At 41.3% G+C, this 14,785-nt stretch carries 10 protein-coding genes and 1 other RNA gene; 3 read left to right on the top strand and 8 right to left on the bottom strand.

The window, feature by feature from the left end; genetic code table 11:
* Positions 1-468 precede the first annotated feature (468 nt).
* Together ssrA and U5K35_RS14255 are read left to right on the top strand one after the other, a co-directional pair.
* Positions 469-837: a transfer-messenger RNA gene (ssrA, locus tag U5K35_RS14260) on the top strand.
* A 124-nt stretch (positions 838-961) separates the two neighbouring features.
* Positions 962-1,294, top strand: a complete 333-nt coding sequence (locus U5K35_RS14255) for a hypothetical protein (RefSeq protein WP_322572165.1) — start codon at positions 962-964, stop codon at positions 1,292-1,294.
* A gap of 35 nt (positions 1,295-1,329) precedes the next feature.
* Here U5K35_RS14255 and U5K35_RS14250 read toward each other — a convergent pair whose 3' ends face one another.
* From U5K35_RS14250 to U5K35_RS14230, 5 genes are all read right to left on the bottom strand, one after another.
* Positions 1,330-2,304 carry a M23 family metallopeptidase gene (locus tag U5K35_RS14250; RefSeq protein WP_322572164.1) on the bottom strand — a complete coding sequence of 325 codons (975 nt, stop codon included), beginning with the start codon at positions 2,302-2,304 and terminating at the stop codon, positions 1,330-1,332.
* A gap of 102 nt (positions 2,305-2,406) precedes the next feature.
* Positions 2,407-3,435 (bottom strand): HPr(Ser) kinase/phosphatase, encoded by a 1,029-nt coding sequence (gene hprK / locus U5K35_RS14245; RefSeq protein WP_322572163.1) that lies wholly within the window; start codon positions 3,433-3,435, stop codon positions 2,407-2,409.
* Between the two features lie 62 nt (positions 3,436-3,497).
* Positions 3,498-3,797 carry a ribosome hibernation-promoting factor, HPF/YfiA family gene (gene hpf, locus U5K35_RS14240; protein ID WP_322572162.1) on the bottom strand — a complete coding sequence of 100 codons (300 nt, stop codon included), beginning with the start codon at positions 3,795-3,797 and terminating at the stop codon, positions 3,498-3,500.
* A 19-nt stretch (positions 3,798-3,816) separates the two neighbouring features.
* Positions 3,817-4,734 carry a tyrosine recombinase XerC gene (locus U5K35_RS14235; protein WP_322572161.1) on the bottom strand — a complete coding sequence of 306 codons (918 nt, stop codon included), beginning with the start codon at positions 4,732-4,734 and terminating at the stop codon, positions 3,817-3,819.
* Positions 4,735-4,839: 105 nt separating this feature from the next.
* Positions 4,840-6,015 carry a glycosyltransferase gene (locus U5K35_RS14230; protein ID WP_322572160.1) on the bottom strand — a complete coding sequence of 392 codons (1,176 nt, stop codon included), beginning with the start codon at positions 6,013-6,015 and terminating at the stop codon, positions 4,840-4,842.
* A gap of 61 nt (positions 6,016-6,076) precedes the next feature.
* Between U5K35_RS14230 and U5K35_RS14225 the strand changes: the two genes are divergently transcribed.
* A complete protein-coding gene (locus U5K35_RS14225; RefSeq protein ID WP_322572159.1) occupies positions 6,077-7,141 on the top strand; it encodes a hypothetical protein in 1,065 nt (354 codons plus the stop codon).
* A gap of 306 nt (positions 7,142-7,447) precedes the next feature.
* Here the strand turns inward: U5K35_RS14225 and U5K35_RS14220 are convergent, their stop codons facing one another.
* The 3 genes from U5K35_RS14220 to mfd form a co-directional block, all read right to left on the bottom strand.
* Positions 7,448-10,294, bottom strand: a complete 2,847-nt coding sequence (locus tag U5K35_RS14220) for a fasciclin domain-containing protein (RefSeq protein ID WP_322572158.1) — start codon at positions 10,292-10,294, stop codon at positions 7,448-7,450.
* A gap of 145 nt (positions 10,295-10,439) precedes the next feature.
* Positions 10,440-11,387 (bottom strand): L-threonylcarbamoyladenylate synthase, encoded by a 948-nt coding sequence (locus tag U5K35_RS14215; RefSeq protein ID WP_322572157.1) that lies wholly within the window; start codon positions 11,385-11,387, stop codon positions 10,440-10,442.
* A complete protein-coding gene (gene mfd / locus U5K35_RS14210; protein ID WP_322572156.1) occupies positions 11,384-14,731 on the bottom strand; it encodes a transcription-repair coupling factor in 3,348 nt (1,115 codons plus the stop codon). The genes U5K35_RS14215 and mfd overlap by 4 nt, the downstream gene beginning before the upstream one ends.
* Positions 14,732-14,785 lie beyond the last annotated feature (54 nt).

The following is a 14,785-nucleotide window of genomic DNA, read 5'->3' as shown; positions in this document are numbered from 1 at the left end:
AATAGATTGAAAATAGCTGAAAATTCATAACTTAACGATTAATAAATTTTCTTCTTATAACATGAATAATGCAGTGGAGTAGATTCTCATAAGGATTTATCATCTTACAATAGCGTCCTAAACAATAAATAAGATTTAGTCTATTGCCCCGGTCTTCAGGCCGGGTACTAAATTGATGCCATTGGAAAAGGGCTTTAGCCCTAATAAGCAGCCCTGTGAAGGGCTAAAGCCCTGATTTTATGAGACTCTTCGTTCCCCGCCCTAAAGGACGGGGTAATAGAGGATTAATTATTAAAACATAGATAAACTTTTCATGAACAGTCAGAATCAGTATTTGTTGCTGATACAGAATCGCTTTGGACACTATTGATCATCTTATAGAGTTTGAACGGATGTAACCAAATTCATAAGGTACGATTTGGTTGAATATATTCGTTACATTTACAGACTAACGTTCTTTGACTTAATGGGGCTGTACCGGATTCGACGGGTTGAGTACAATTGCAGGCTGCATGCCGAGATTGACCGATGAATCTCGTTAATCATTCATCATGGAATAAAAGTAGTTGACAACAATTACTCTTACAGACTCGCAGCTTAAACTGACGAGTCCGTTCCCTTGGGCGTCTTGCCAGTAGGCCCCATTGCGAGCGCCGATAAAACTGGCTTTTCCGAAGGGCGTGTCTGTCGCGTGGCTGGAGAACTTAATGCAGAATAGGGTGGAGTTGCTTTGCTATTGAGCATTGCTTCATCCGAAACTTTAATCAATAGCTAAGCATGTAGATGCTTGACGATTTACCTTCTCGGACGCGGGTTCAACTCCCGCCAGCTCCACATTTATATTTTAAAAACCCCGACAACTTTTGTTGTCGGGGTTTTTTTATACGTTCAAAGATTAGAATAAAACTTTCTATGTAAGGGAATTCCCCTATCTGTTTCTTACAAATAAAAAGGAGAAACAATGAGAAGAGAACTAATACTTTCCAACCTAAGAATAGAACTCAGAAGAAAACAGGCATCCTACCTTTCAGAGAAGAGAGCCGTCAGTCTGGTGAATGACTTCTTACAAAACATGTCGATTGTCCACTCCTCACAAATCAGGACATGGCAGAAAGATTTTTTCCTTGCAGAAATAGAGAGAAACTCAGACAGGACCAAGGATGATTTTCTTCAGGCAAAATCCGCACTAACTTTTCTATTCAACATCGTACTGAAGAAGGGAAGAGGGATAGATGTATCCGGTTATGATGATGAAAATGATGGAGACCCCGGAGTATTTAAAATCACCGGGTAAAAGTTTAAAATACTACTCTGGACCGGCTTTTAATATTAGTCCATCGACATTGGATTGTTTTCAGCAATGTCTTTGTACATGAGATACTCTTCGGGTGTAATATCTGCAAATAGATAGTTCAGTGGGTCTACAGGCTTTCCATTATAATAAATCTCGTAGTGAAGGTGTGGACCGTTTGTCATCCCTGTTTCACCGGAGAAACCAATAAGCTGGCCACGTTCAATCTTCGCGCCGGTTTTTATTCCATCAGCAAAACCGGACATATGAGCATACCGACTTACATAGCCAAATCCGTGATCGATTTCAACGAGTAAGCCATAGTTGCCACGTCGCCCTGCGTACTTAATCGTTCCCTCACCGGTTGAAAAGATATCTGTACCAATACTTGCACGAAAGTCAATTCCCTCATGCATTCTTCTATATTTTAAAACCGGGTGAATTCTGGGACCGTAACCACTGAGTAATATCCCGTTGACCGGTCGAATAGCAGGGACGTGTTTTAATCTCTCTTGGTTTTCGTTGTAGTAAGACTTGATTTCATCAAAAGAAAGTTTCTGTATACTTAGTCTTCTTTCCAGGTTGTCCAGCCGTGAAGCAGTCCATCGAAGCATTTCTGAAGCATCATCGCTGTATAGGTCAAACTCTTCGTAGGGATCGGTACCACCTGTACCTGCCAATCTTTCGTCCTCAGATATCGGATTTAAGCCTAAAACGGACCGGTACATTTCGTTATCAAGCTCAGAAATTGTGCTAAGTTCGCTTTCCAGCTCGGTGATAGAGACGCGGGTTGTTTCCAGCTGGCTCATCAAAGCTTCATTCTCTGCCTTTAAAGCTATCTCTGCGGGGGATCCTACAAAATTGGATAGAACGATGATGGCAACACTGGCCATAACTATACTGTTAATAGCCCAGAAGGATAGAGAATTAAATATTTTTTTCTTTTTTTCGTAGACAACGGGAACAAATTCACATTTCTCGTCATCGTAGTAAAAATGATTGATATCAGACATATTTTGAGCGGTTAAACATCAGCGCTAAAAGTTAGCATAATCCATTAGTATATAAAAAGAGTAATTCAGATGGGTTTTGTTACGAATTACTGAGAATGACTTTTATTCAATATCACCTTCGAAGTACTCGATTGCTCTTTTAGGCATGTCATCGCGGTGTTTTTTTTCAGAGATATGCTTTTTTACTTTTTCCTGAAATGCCTTTGCAGCATCATAGCCATAGTGTTTCAAAAGGTAGTTCATTGCAATAACTTCAGCGATTACGGTAATATTTTTTCCAGGTGTTATGGGTAGTTGGATTAACGGGATATCGGTGCCTAAAATTCCAATTGTATTATTATCCAGACCGGTACGGTCAACTTTATCCGAATTTTCCCAAAGGGATAGCTCTAAAACAACTTCAAGCCTCTTTTGATAGCGAACGGCTCGAATTCCAAACATAGACATGACATCAACAACGCCAAGGCCCCTAATTTCCATAAAGTGTTTATTCATTTCAGTAGCTGATGCCATTAAGACGTTGTTTTTCTTGGTAAGAATTACAACATCGTCCGATACCAACCGATGGCCTCGTTCAACAAGGTCGAGAGCAACTTCACTTTTCCCGATTCCTGATTTTCCGGCAATTAAAATTCCTATTCCATAAACATCAACCATGGTACCGTGGAGCATGGTTTGTACCGCAAAGAGATCTTCCAGAAAATCTCGAAGTTGATACATGAATTTGGTAGTCTCAATACTAGTGCGATAAACAGGTACATTATGTTGTTCGGCAAGTTTGAGTACTTTTTTGGGAAGGTTGTTGTTGTCGGTTAGGAAAATCACAGGAATATCGAATGATACCAGCTGCTCAAAAGAGCTCATCATATCTGATTCATTCAAATTCCTTAAGTATCTGCACTCCGTATTGCCTATAATCTGGATTCGTTGGTAGGTGAAAAGATCAACGTAACCTGAAAGAGCAAGGCCGGGCCGGTGAAGATCAGCTTCCACTACATACTTATTTTCAGCATGTTTTTCAGCTGCTAAAGGTTCAAGAGCTATTTTAAGCGTAGATTTAAGGCTTTCTAAAAGAGACGATACCTGAACCTTTTCTTTTCTTGGAATGATGTCCTGATTATCAAAAAGCATAGAGATGAATGAAGATAAAAAAAACCTGCCTTGATTATTTCAAGGCAGGTATGGCTCTTTATTTACTGATGTTCGAAATGTTTAGTTTTGTATTTACGCAGCTGTCTTACCGCAGTATCTACGGCTGCCCCAATAGCTTGTTCGTAAGATGGTGCTTCTTCTTTCACATTGATCAGCGTGTTTGGGACTTTAACGTTGAGTTCTGCGATGGATGGATTGTCATTATCCTGACCCGGTCTCAGTACAATATCGCAGATGATAATTTTATCGAAGAATTGTTCCAATTTCTCAACAGAGCTTAAACTGAACTCTTTTAAGTCCTGGCTGCAATCAAAATGTCTTGCTGTGAAAGTCGTTTTCATTATTTCCTCCAGTTATGGTTTATTTTTCTGCCCTTGGATGGGCTTTGCTATATACTTTTTTAAGTCGATCCACACTTGTATGAGTATAGATCTGTGTTGCAGATAAATCTGCGTGACCCAAAAATTCTTTTATAATTCGTATGTCGGCACCTGCATCCAGCATGTGGGTAGCGAAACTGTGCCTTAAAACGTGTGGGCTTTTTTGCGTTACCTCACTAACCATTGTTAAATAATCTTTTACAATGATTTGAATTCGTCGCGGGTACATCCGCTGACCGCCGGCCGCTAAAAAAAGAGCTTTCCGTGCATCACTATCCGTTCTTTTTCCGTAAAGCTCACTGCGCGTTTGCAGATGATTCTTACAAGCCTGAATCGCTTTATTTCCTAACGGTATGATACGCTGTTTGTTACCTTTTCCAATGACAGAAACCTGTTTATCGTTCAAATCGAGTTGATTCACGTTTAAATTGGTCAATTCGGATAACCGCATTCCGGATGCATAAAACAACTCAAGAATAGCTTTATCCTGATTTCCGGATGGCGTGCCGGTTTCTACGATCTCCATCAAGCGATCAATTTCTTCTACCTGAACCGTTTTAGGAAGCTTTTTCTCTTTTTTGGGAACAATCAGCAGATGAGCCGGATTTTTTTCCACAGCGCCACGAACAAATCCATATTTAAAAAATGAACGGATTGAAGCCACTTTTCTGGCAATCGTACTTCTGGCTAATCCGTCTTCACTGAGTGCGCCAAGCCACAGCCTTATTGTAAGGCGATCAATATTTTTGATTTTAACTTCTTCTGTTTCCACTTCAAAATGCGCGGAACAGAATGCCAGAAACTGTTCGAGATCGGTACGGTACGATGTTAATGTGTGAGCAGAGGAGTTCTTCTCTATTTTCAGATACTTGATATATTTATCGATCCATTCCTTCATCTTCTTCAATATAGTATACTTGATGAATAAAAATAAATAGGGTGTTATCTTATTGAAAAATAACCGTCAATAGTTTGGGAAATGTCAACAAAAAGAAGTGATGGACTAAACAGCCCGACCTTTCCAGAGAGCAGTTTTGCCGGTAATTTTATCAACTATTTTTATAATGCCCAACCGTTGAAACCAAATTACCCCGAGAGGGTGGGTAAAAACGAAAAGCGGGTTCCAGTGAAACCAGGTAGATATTACAAGTCGCTGAATAAAAATCAACGTAATTGAAGCGATGGAGAGAAAAAAGAGAGAAGGATTATAAGTGATGATCTGCCAAATTATCGTAATAAAAGGCAGAATAAATACAACGATGTGAAGTATGGCGGCCGTGATAAACAGAGGCAACGAGTTACTGAACCCTGCCAGGAAATTTTTTCTCAGTCCTTCAAAAATCTCCTTTTCGTTTCTGTACATTCGGCAACTGATGGTGTTCATGCCTGTAAACATCCTTAAAGTCAGTCCTGCTTTTTTAATATTTTTTGCAAGCTCTACATCTTCAACAACCTGTTGTTTTACTGATTTATGACCTTCGATTTGCAGGTAAGCATTTTTGGCAAACGCAACACATTGTCCGTTAGCAGCTGCAAATTTTTCTCTTAAATGATGATAAATGGAAGCCGGCATCCATCGCGGTTTGCGGTATACATAAATGGAGGGGAGAACAGTAAGAAGCGCATAATAAATGAGGGGAATAACCGTGTTTTCCCAAAACGTACCCAATATTTGTCTCGGCCAAACCGTGAGCATGTCTAATCCGTAATATTGAAATGAGTTATTTATCCTCGATAGTGCTCCGGGCTCTAATTTCGTGTCGGCATCAATAAATAGTAGCAATTCCCCTGTGGCCGCTTCACTTAATTGCTGGCACGCCCAGGGTTTGCCAAACCAATCATCCGGCTTTTCTTTACCTTTATGTGTGAAAAGTTTCTGAGGATGTACGCTCTTGAACTCCTGTAAAATTTCGGGAGTTCGATCGGTAGACTGATCATCCAGAACATGAACGTCAAAATTGTCATATTTTTGATCCAGTACGGTTTTCAGCAGCGAGCCAATATTTAATTCCTCATTGCGAGCCGGAATGCAAACGGAGATTTTTTTGCTCTTAAAATTTTCGGCTGTATCATATGGCAGTTCCGTGAGCTCAATTCTGTTACGAATCAGTATAACGGATGTTATCAACAGGTAAAGGAGCGATGCAGACAGCAGCCAAAATAGAATGGATATTTCCATCGATTCATTGATAATATTATTAGTAATAGCCGGCTAAAGGTTTTCTTGAAAATAGAGATTTATGCAGATCATTTCAGATTACTCAAAAGATACCCGAACTAAAAAACCGGTACCGGGTTCGTATGAGTGGTGGTACTTTGATGCAATAGACAAAAACGGATACAGCATTGTAGTGATTTTCTATGAGGGTAACCCCTTTTCGAAGAGATACATTCAGGCGTTGTGGAAGGGTAGTAATGAGCGGGCAGAATCTTTTCCGGCCGTCAGCATTTCAGTTTATAAAGATGGCAAACCTCTTTTTTACAGTTTTGAAGAAACAGATCCTGAGTTCGCTGATTTTGGTTCAGAGAATATATCCGGAAGGGTAGGAGACAATAGTTTTACTAGTACTAAAGATGGTGATTTAATTTCCTACACTCTAAAACTGAATCAGTCGCTGCCAAATGGTGAGAGCATTTCAGGTAAGTTCACATTTTCATCAGCATCCGGATCGGGTATCAGTGGCTCAAATTTCAACCAGGGGAGTGCAGATACGCATATCTGGAATTTGATTTTACCAAAATGCGAGGTGTCGGGCCGTTTGAGAATTAATTCAGGGAAGCCTGAAAATATATCATTCAACGGTACAGGCTATCACGATCACAATTTTGGTTCTGAACCGATGAAGGAGTCATTTGACGAGTGGTACTGGGGGAGATATCATTTTAATACCTCTACGTTGATCTACTATGTGATGAACGTTAATGGTGAGTGGGATAAGAAAGGGTGGCTCATCGGAGATGATGGTACCGTTTTGAAACTCGATTCCATCGAACTTAAGGATGAATCTTTGACATTTTTCGGACTGTCGAGTGCTCGTAAACTGGAATTTATAGGCACAGGTTTTGAAGCCGTTTTGCAGAAGGATAAGATGATTGACAGCGGACCATTTTACCAGCGGTTTCAGGGAAAAGTTTTGGCAAAATTGAATGGTAAGTTAATGAAGGCCGATGGTATTTCGGAGTACATCAAACCGGACAGAATCTATTCTAAACTGTTTTGGCCACTTGTAGATATGAGGATTAAATACCCCGGAAAAGCTCACTGGGTACAAAAAAGTTCTAAGCTGTATCGCTGGACGTGGTAAAATAACGTGAGTTCGATATGTCTTCTACATAGAAAAGACTTATACTAGTTTTTAAGTACAAGATAGCCACGGCACATCTTTTGACGCGAAGCGAAATGCGAAAGGCACTGAATAATCTCTTTTTTTTCAGTGGCTAATATATAACCAATTTCTATGAACAAATGATGTTTAAGGACTTTTAGCTCAGATTTTATCTCGATCTTACGTAAAAATAAAAAAGGCGACCCATGTAAATGAGTCGCCTATTGAATTTAAAAACGAACCATCAAAGTGAGATCACTTTGATGGTAGCGTCAACAACTGTCCCTATTCTTTGTAGAAATAAAGGTTATCTATATAGACATTGTTTATGGTACCTGATGTGGTCATGACAATTTGATAGATTTTGTCTCTATCTAATACGCCACCCCCAAATGCATCTGTAAAATCATCAAGTGGTACATCAAATGATACCCATTGTCCAGCTTCAGTAACAGGGTTAGTCGCTACAATTGCACTGGTTTCTCCATCAGAGCCAGGCAAGCCGGCATGGTTGGATAATTTAGGATTAAATACAGCACCTGCTCCTACGGATTCATCGGCAACCCAGAAGTCAAAATGCATATGAGTGAAACTAGTCAGATCAATACCACTGTCAAGCTGGATACCGATAAAGTTACCAATATCATATAGCTTGATAAAATCTCCGGATACGATCTCAACATCTCCCACTAAACTTCCCTCACTCCATGTTGTTGCAAAGGTTGTAACGCCAATATCAGTATAAGCATCACTGAAAACTGATATTACGTTTGCAGCATCTCTGGTTGGGGGTGCAGGTGCGGCTGCGGTAGGTTCTGCTACTTCTCCTCCTCCGTTTCCGCCACCACCGGTAGCTTCTCCGCCAAACTCTACATCATCCCAGTAGTACACTTCATCGCTACCGGATGTGCCAAAGTTGAAAAAGATAGATGCTTTATCGTAAACGTTTGACAGATTTAAAGGAGCTCCAGTAACTTCATTACTGAAATCAAATACCAGTGTTTCCCACTGCTGAGCAACTGTAGTGTTGACTTCAGTTTCTACACTGATTCCTCCATCAGTAGCGTCTTCAACTTTAAGCCTGATTGGAGTACCAGCAGTAGGTGACCACACTCGAACACTCATTGTGGTTTCTGTTTCCGTAAAAGGAATTGGATTTTCAAATCCGACAGTTCCACCAATAGTAGTTCCGGCCCATACTTCTGATCCGGCCCCTTTAGTTGACTGTGCAACTGTGTTTGTTCCATCAGTTGGATCAGCAACGATTTCTGATATATTACCACCGAAATCAGTCAGTGCATAATCCACATTCTCATCTTCGAAGGTTACAGGAAGTGTTACCGCTTGGTCACCACCTCCATTTCCATCACCCAAATCTGGTATTAGAACCGCATCAATGATATGAACGACACCATTTGTACCAACCTGGTCGGCAACAACTACCTCAGCAGTTCCGCCGGCAGCATCAGTAATGGTTACAACATCATTGACAACATCAATGGTAATATCCTGCTCATTCAACATAGTAACTGTTTGAGGTGGTACAATATCTCCGGACTCAACATTTGCAGCTAGAACGTGATATGTCAGTACTTCAACAACCTGCTCAGGTGTAAGTGTTGATACTACATCACTGATTGCTTCGAATGCAGCATTTGTTGGAGCAAACACGGTAAATGGTCCATCACCCTGAAGGGTACCTACCAGATCATTATCAACCAACAGACCTACAAGAGTAGTCAGATCGTAATTTTTCTGAGCAATTGCAGGAACATCAACAAAGGCATTTGGCAGAAGTACTGTATCAACTGCGTGGATAATACCGTTGTTAGAAGCCACATCAGCAGTTACAACAGTAGAATTACCGTTTACAACTACATCACCGTCAACCGTAACGTAGAGAGCTTCACCGGTTGTTGATGCAGGATTTTGTTGTGCCTGGAGGTCTCCTGATGCAATCGTAGCACCCGGAATTGTATGATAGAGAAGAATCTCTTCTAATTGCTCTGGTGTAAGACTTCCAGGATCAACCTCTGCAAACAGAGCTTCGAATGCAGCGTTTGTCGGTGCAAATACTGTGAGTTCAGTTGTAGCTACAGTTTCAGCTAAGTTAGCCTGAACAATCAGGTCAACTAATGTTGTAAAGTTGTAGTTTTTCTGAGCTACCTGCACGGTGTTTAGGAAAGCATTCGGCAGAAGAACATTATCAACAACGTGGATAATACCGTTTGAGGCATCAACATCTGCATCAATTACAGAAGAATTACCATTAACGGTTACACCATTTTCCTCATTAGAAGTAATGTAGAGAAGTTCTTCGGCTGCAGATGCTACTGCTTGCTCTTCTGCTAAATCGCCTGAAGCAATACCTTCACCGCTAATCACATGGTAAGTAAGGATAAAAGTGAGTTGCTCTGTTGTTAACGTACCAGGATCAACCTCTTCGAAAAGAGCTGTAAAAGCATCGTCGGTAGGAGCAAATGCAGTGTAAGGGCCTAAATACTGTAGTGTTGTTGTAAGGCCTGTATCTTCTACAAGACCGATCAGAGTTTCAAACCGACCGTCTTCTTGAGCTACGTCAACCAAGTTTGGTTGACCGAGAGCAATTCTGATTGCGCTTGGAAGCAATACTTCATCAATTCCATGAATATAACCGTTCGTGGCTTCCAAATCTGCTTTAACAACATTTGAAGAACCGTTAACAACCACACCGGCCGCGCTAGACTGTACCAATGTATTTTCTTCATTCAGCATAGGAACATCTTGTGTAGCACCCAATGCAGAGGAAGGAACAGATCCTTCAGTTACGTGGAACTGTATAATGTCCAGCAGTTGCTCATCTGTAAGACTTTCCAAAACTCCGTCAGGTAGAGCGTTGAATGCAGCGTTTGTAGGAGCAAATACTGTAAAGTCGCCGGATGTAAGAGTTTCCTCTAGTCCGAGATCTTCAATCACACTCACAAGTGTGCTAAAATCCTCATCGCTTTGCGCGAGTTCAACTAAGTTTAGTTCTTCAGCCGGTGGTGGTGTCGGGCCATCGCCGTCATCTCCACAAGCTGTAATAAAGGTTATCGTAAGAAGTGGCGCTATAATAAATAGCAACAGCTTCCTTATCGTATTATTTATTTTCATCGTGTTTGCTGTTTAATTTTGGGTTAAAAGATTCTGATCATTTTTAATCAGTTAGTACCTATAACATCAAAATAATTCAAAATCGTTTACAATCCCGAAAAATAATTACCGATAGCTTACTTGTGAAAATTACCTAGGTGAAGCATTACTCTGTGCAAGCTTTAGAGATACGATTAATCAGTGCCGGTATTATTGTATCCTCATGCAGTACAGGCAGTTCTTCAATATATATTTTTTCATATTGTAGATGATCGGCACGGCGGAAAATATCGTACAGATCTTTTGCCAAAATTGAAAAATTTCCCTTGTAGGAGATTAAATTTTTAACGTCCGGCCACTCGTTTTGAGAGTAAACCACATATAATGCATTATTTTCAAGAGACTTAGGTATTTTTTTGATCCACTTTACTTCGGCGTCCGGCTTGTAATGTGTGTACTTGGTTCCGGGACTTTTAACCGGTTTTGAATCATGATTTTTTTTTTCCTGAAAGGGAAGTATTTCCTCTCCTAAGGCTTCGGATAATTCTACATGGGAAATTGCGCCCGGCCTCAAAATTTCCGGTTTTTTTGAAGTAAGATCTAAAATAGTTGATTCCAAACCGATTGTGGTATTACCTCCATCCAGGATGGGAAGGCTGTCATCGTAATCTTGCAGTAAATGTTCCGGTTTTGTTGGACTTGGTTTGCCGCTTTTATTGGCGCTGGGTGCTGTTAAAGGTCCGGTTTGAGTAATTAACTTCAATGCTAAAGGATGATTTGGCATGCGAACAGCAACGGTAGATAAGCCTCCGGTAACAATATCCGGAACCGATGGATCTTTTTCGACAATTAGGGTTAGTGGTCCGGGCCAAAAACTTTCTGCAAGCTTGTAAAAACTGTCCGGTAAATTACGGGTAATGTCTTCGGCCTGAGATATAGAGCTTACGTGAACAATTAAGGGATTATCTGACGGGCGCCCCTTTAGCTCATATGTTCTTTTAATCGCCATGATGTTATTCGCGTCTGCCCCGAGCCCATATACCGTTTCGGTGGGGAAGGCAACCACGTCTCCCTTTTTAATAAGTTTTACAGCCGTTTGAAAGTCAATGATCATACTTCAACTTGTTCCTCATTCATCTCAAATTCGGGTAGCGCAGTTAAAAACTCTATCGCTGCGTCTTCATCTTCAATGTTTTGTATAACCAGCGTAACGGTATCATTTTTCTGAACAACCTTGTACGGATGAGAATCATCTTGCTGGATGCTTCCCAGTAATTTTTGAAAGTAACCGGATCCATAAAACTGTTCGCCAAGTTTACTTTCATTGTTAGGTCCCATGAGCCAAACCCTGCCCGACCGAATTGTAACTTTTTTAATTAACATTTTCGATGCAATCAGCTTAATTTTGGCCGCTTTAATGAGATTGATACCGGGCTTTGTCATTTTTCCAAACCGGTCGACCACTTCTTCATGCCAGTCATCAATTTGTTCAATTGTAGTTGCTTCAGATAGTTTTCGGTAAAGATTTAATCGCTCCACGTTGTCTTTTACGTAAGACTTCTCAAGATATGCGGACAGGTCAAATTTAACTTGAGTTTCTGGGTAATCTATGGAAACCTGTTCGTTACTGAACATCGTTTTGTATTCGGTCTCTTTGAGCTCTTTTACGGCGTCGTCTAAAATTTTTGTGTAAAGTTCGAAACCCACATCAGAAATAAAACCGCTCTGTTCCGCTCCCAGAATGTCACCTGCACCCCGAATATCCAGGTCCCGCATGGCAATGTTAAACCCTGATCCAAGATCGGAGAACTCTTCAAGGGCAGTTAATCTTTTTCGGGCATCAGCCGACAATTTTTGGATGGGCGGTGTAATCAGATAGCAAAAGGCCTTTCGGTTCGATCGCCCCACACGTCCGCGAAGTTGATGAAGCTCACTCAAACCGAATTGGTTTGCGTTATTGATGATGATTGTATTGGCATTTGCAATATCAATTCCGTTTTCAACAATATTCGTTGAAATCAAGACGTCGAATCGATGATTGTAAAAGTCCTGAATGATCTTTTCCAATTTGGAAGGAGACATTTGGCCATGAGCAAATCTGACGCGAATATCCGGTACCAGATCGTGAATCATTCCTGCAATTTCTTCAATATTTTTCACCCGGTTATGAATAAAAAAGACCTGTCCGCCTCTCGATACCTCTTCAAGCAGGGCATCTCTGATCAACTCCTCGTTAAAGCTGTGTATTTCCGTGTAAACCGGCTGACGATTGGGAGGAGGGGTGTTGATTATACTTAGGTCTCTGGCGCCCATCAGAGAAAACTGAAGGGTTCTGGGGATGGGTGTGGCTGTTAAGGTCATCACATCAACCGTAGCCCTGAACTTTTTTAACTTCTCTTTTATAGAAACGCCAAATCGCTGCTCTTCATCAATAACCAAGAGCCCAAGGTTTTTAAACTTTACATCTTTTGAAACGATGCGATGTGTGCCAATTAAAATATCGACTTTACCTGCTTCCAATTTTTTTATGATCTCTTTCTGCTCTTTCGCAGTTCTGAAACGGGAGAGAGCTTCAACCTGTACGGGAAACTCCTTCATTCTTTCCATGAATGTTTTGTAGTGCTGATCGGCCAGAATGGTGGTCGGTACCAGTATGGCTACCTGTTTCTGGTCCATAACCGCTTTAAAAGCAGCTCGAACGGCAACTTCAGTTTTACCAAAGCCTACATCACCGCAGATTAATCGATCCATGGGCTGTTCAGACTCCATGTCTGCTTTTACTGCGTGGATTGCCTCTAACTGATCGGGGGTCTCTTCATATTCAAAGCGCGCTTCGAGCTCAGTTTGCCAGGAATTATCGGGTGCAAAGGAGAATGCTTTCTGTGCTTTCCGCTTGGCATAGAGTTCGATGAGGTCGCGGGCTATGTCTTTTACTTTCTTTTTAGTGGATGCTTTTTTCCTGGCCCATTCGCCTGACCCAAGTTTGGTTATTCTGGGTTGTTTTCCCTCTTTGCCTGAGTATTTCTGTATCTTATGCAGGCTGGAAACATTCACATACAGAGTGGAATCATCTTTATATCGCAGTACGGCTGCTTCCTGTGTTGTATTGCGCACTTCGATCTTCTTGAAGCCGGCAAACTTACCAATTCCGTAATCGACGTGGACTACAAAATCACCGATATTCAGGTCTTTCAGCTCTTTGAATGAGATACCGCCGCGAACGCGCTTGCGTTTAATCTTTGGGCGATGATAACGATCAAAAATCTGGTGATCTGTTAGTACGGCTTTCTTTTCAGCGTTCAGTATAAAACCTTCATGAATGGTTTGAGTCGAAACCCGGTACATAAACTCGTCGCTCGTCTCACCCAGTAACTCTTCAAATCGCTCTTTTTGATTTTCGTGATCGGCCAGGATGTAGGTTTGATAACCTTTCCCGGTGTGATCTGTGATGAACTCCCGAAGCAGTTTGAAATTCCCGTGGAAAGAGGGGTGAGGGGAGCTGTCCAGCTCAATAGTCTTGTCGAACTGCATGGATTTATTGAAACTTCCCAGCAGTATCAAAGCCCGGTTCCCGATATCGTTTTTCCACTCCTCGGGAGTTACATAAATTTGATCCGGGGCAGACAACTCTTTCTGATTTTGAGCTAAATAACTATTCTCTGCCTTTTCGAAATATTCCGCTAACTCGCCTGTAAGTACATCAATATCTTCTGCGATAATTGGTGAATCTTCGGATAAATATGAGAGAAGACTCTCCATCGATTGCGATTGATCGCCGCCAGAGTTTGGAACCAGTCGGGTCTCATTCAGGAAAGAGATAGATCTCTGAGAATTCGGATCGAATTCACGAATAGACTCAATCTCATCACCAAAAAACTCCAGGCGAACAGGATATTCACCGGAAAAGGGATATACATCAAAGATACCCCCGCGAACAGCAAATTCGCCGGGAGCGTCAACAAAGCGTGTTGAGCTGTAGCCCTGATCTGTGAGCTGCTCGGAAAGATCATCCGGTCGAATTTCAACACCTTTTTCAAGTTTGATTGATGACTTATGAAATATATCGGCCGGTACCAGCTTTTCAACAATGGCATCAATAGAAGCTACGATGATCCCATCTGCGCCTGAACTGATCTTCTCCAGCACTTCGGACCGTTGTACCAACACAGACATGTCAACAACTTTCCCTGAGTCGTAAGGTTTTTTTCGGGTTGGCGGAAAGAGGTAGACCCTGGAATCCGATATCTGTTCTAAATCTGCAGCTACGGCCGCTGATCGCTCAAAATCCTTGGTGATGTATAAAAGTGTTCCCGTTTTGGGTTTGACCTCAGAAAGTGCGAATAGGGCAGATGAGCCTTGAAAGCTTTTGAGAAACAGATGCTTTTTTTCGCTCAGAAATGTCTCTATTTCTTTAACGGGTACTGATTTTAAAATGGAAGAGCGAATTTGGTCAATCATAAAAAAGATAGAAAAAGCTTCATGTAGAAGCGATTATTGAAGTTTAATTCTTTG

Origin of the sequence: Rhodohalobacter sp., assembly GCF_034521535.1 — a bacterium.
GTDB lineage: Bacteria > Bacteroidota > Rhodothermia > Balneolales > Balneolaceae > Rhodohalobacter.
This window is presented reverse-complemented; position numbering and strand designations above follow the sequence as displayed.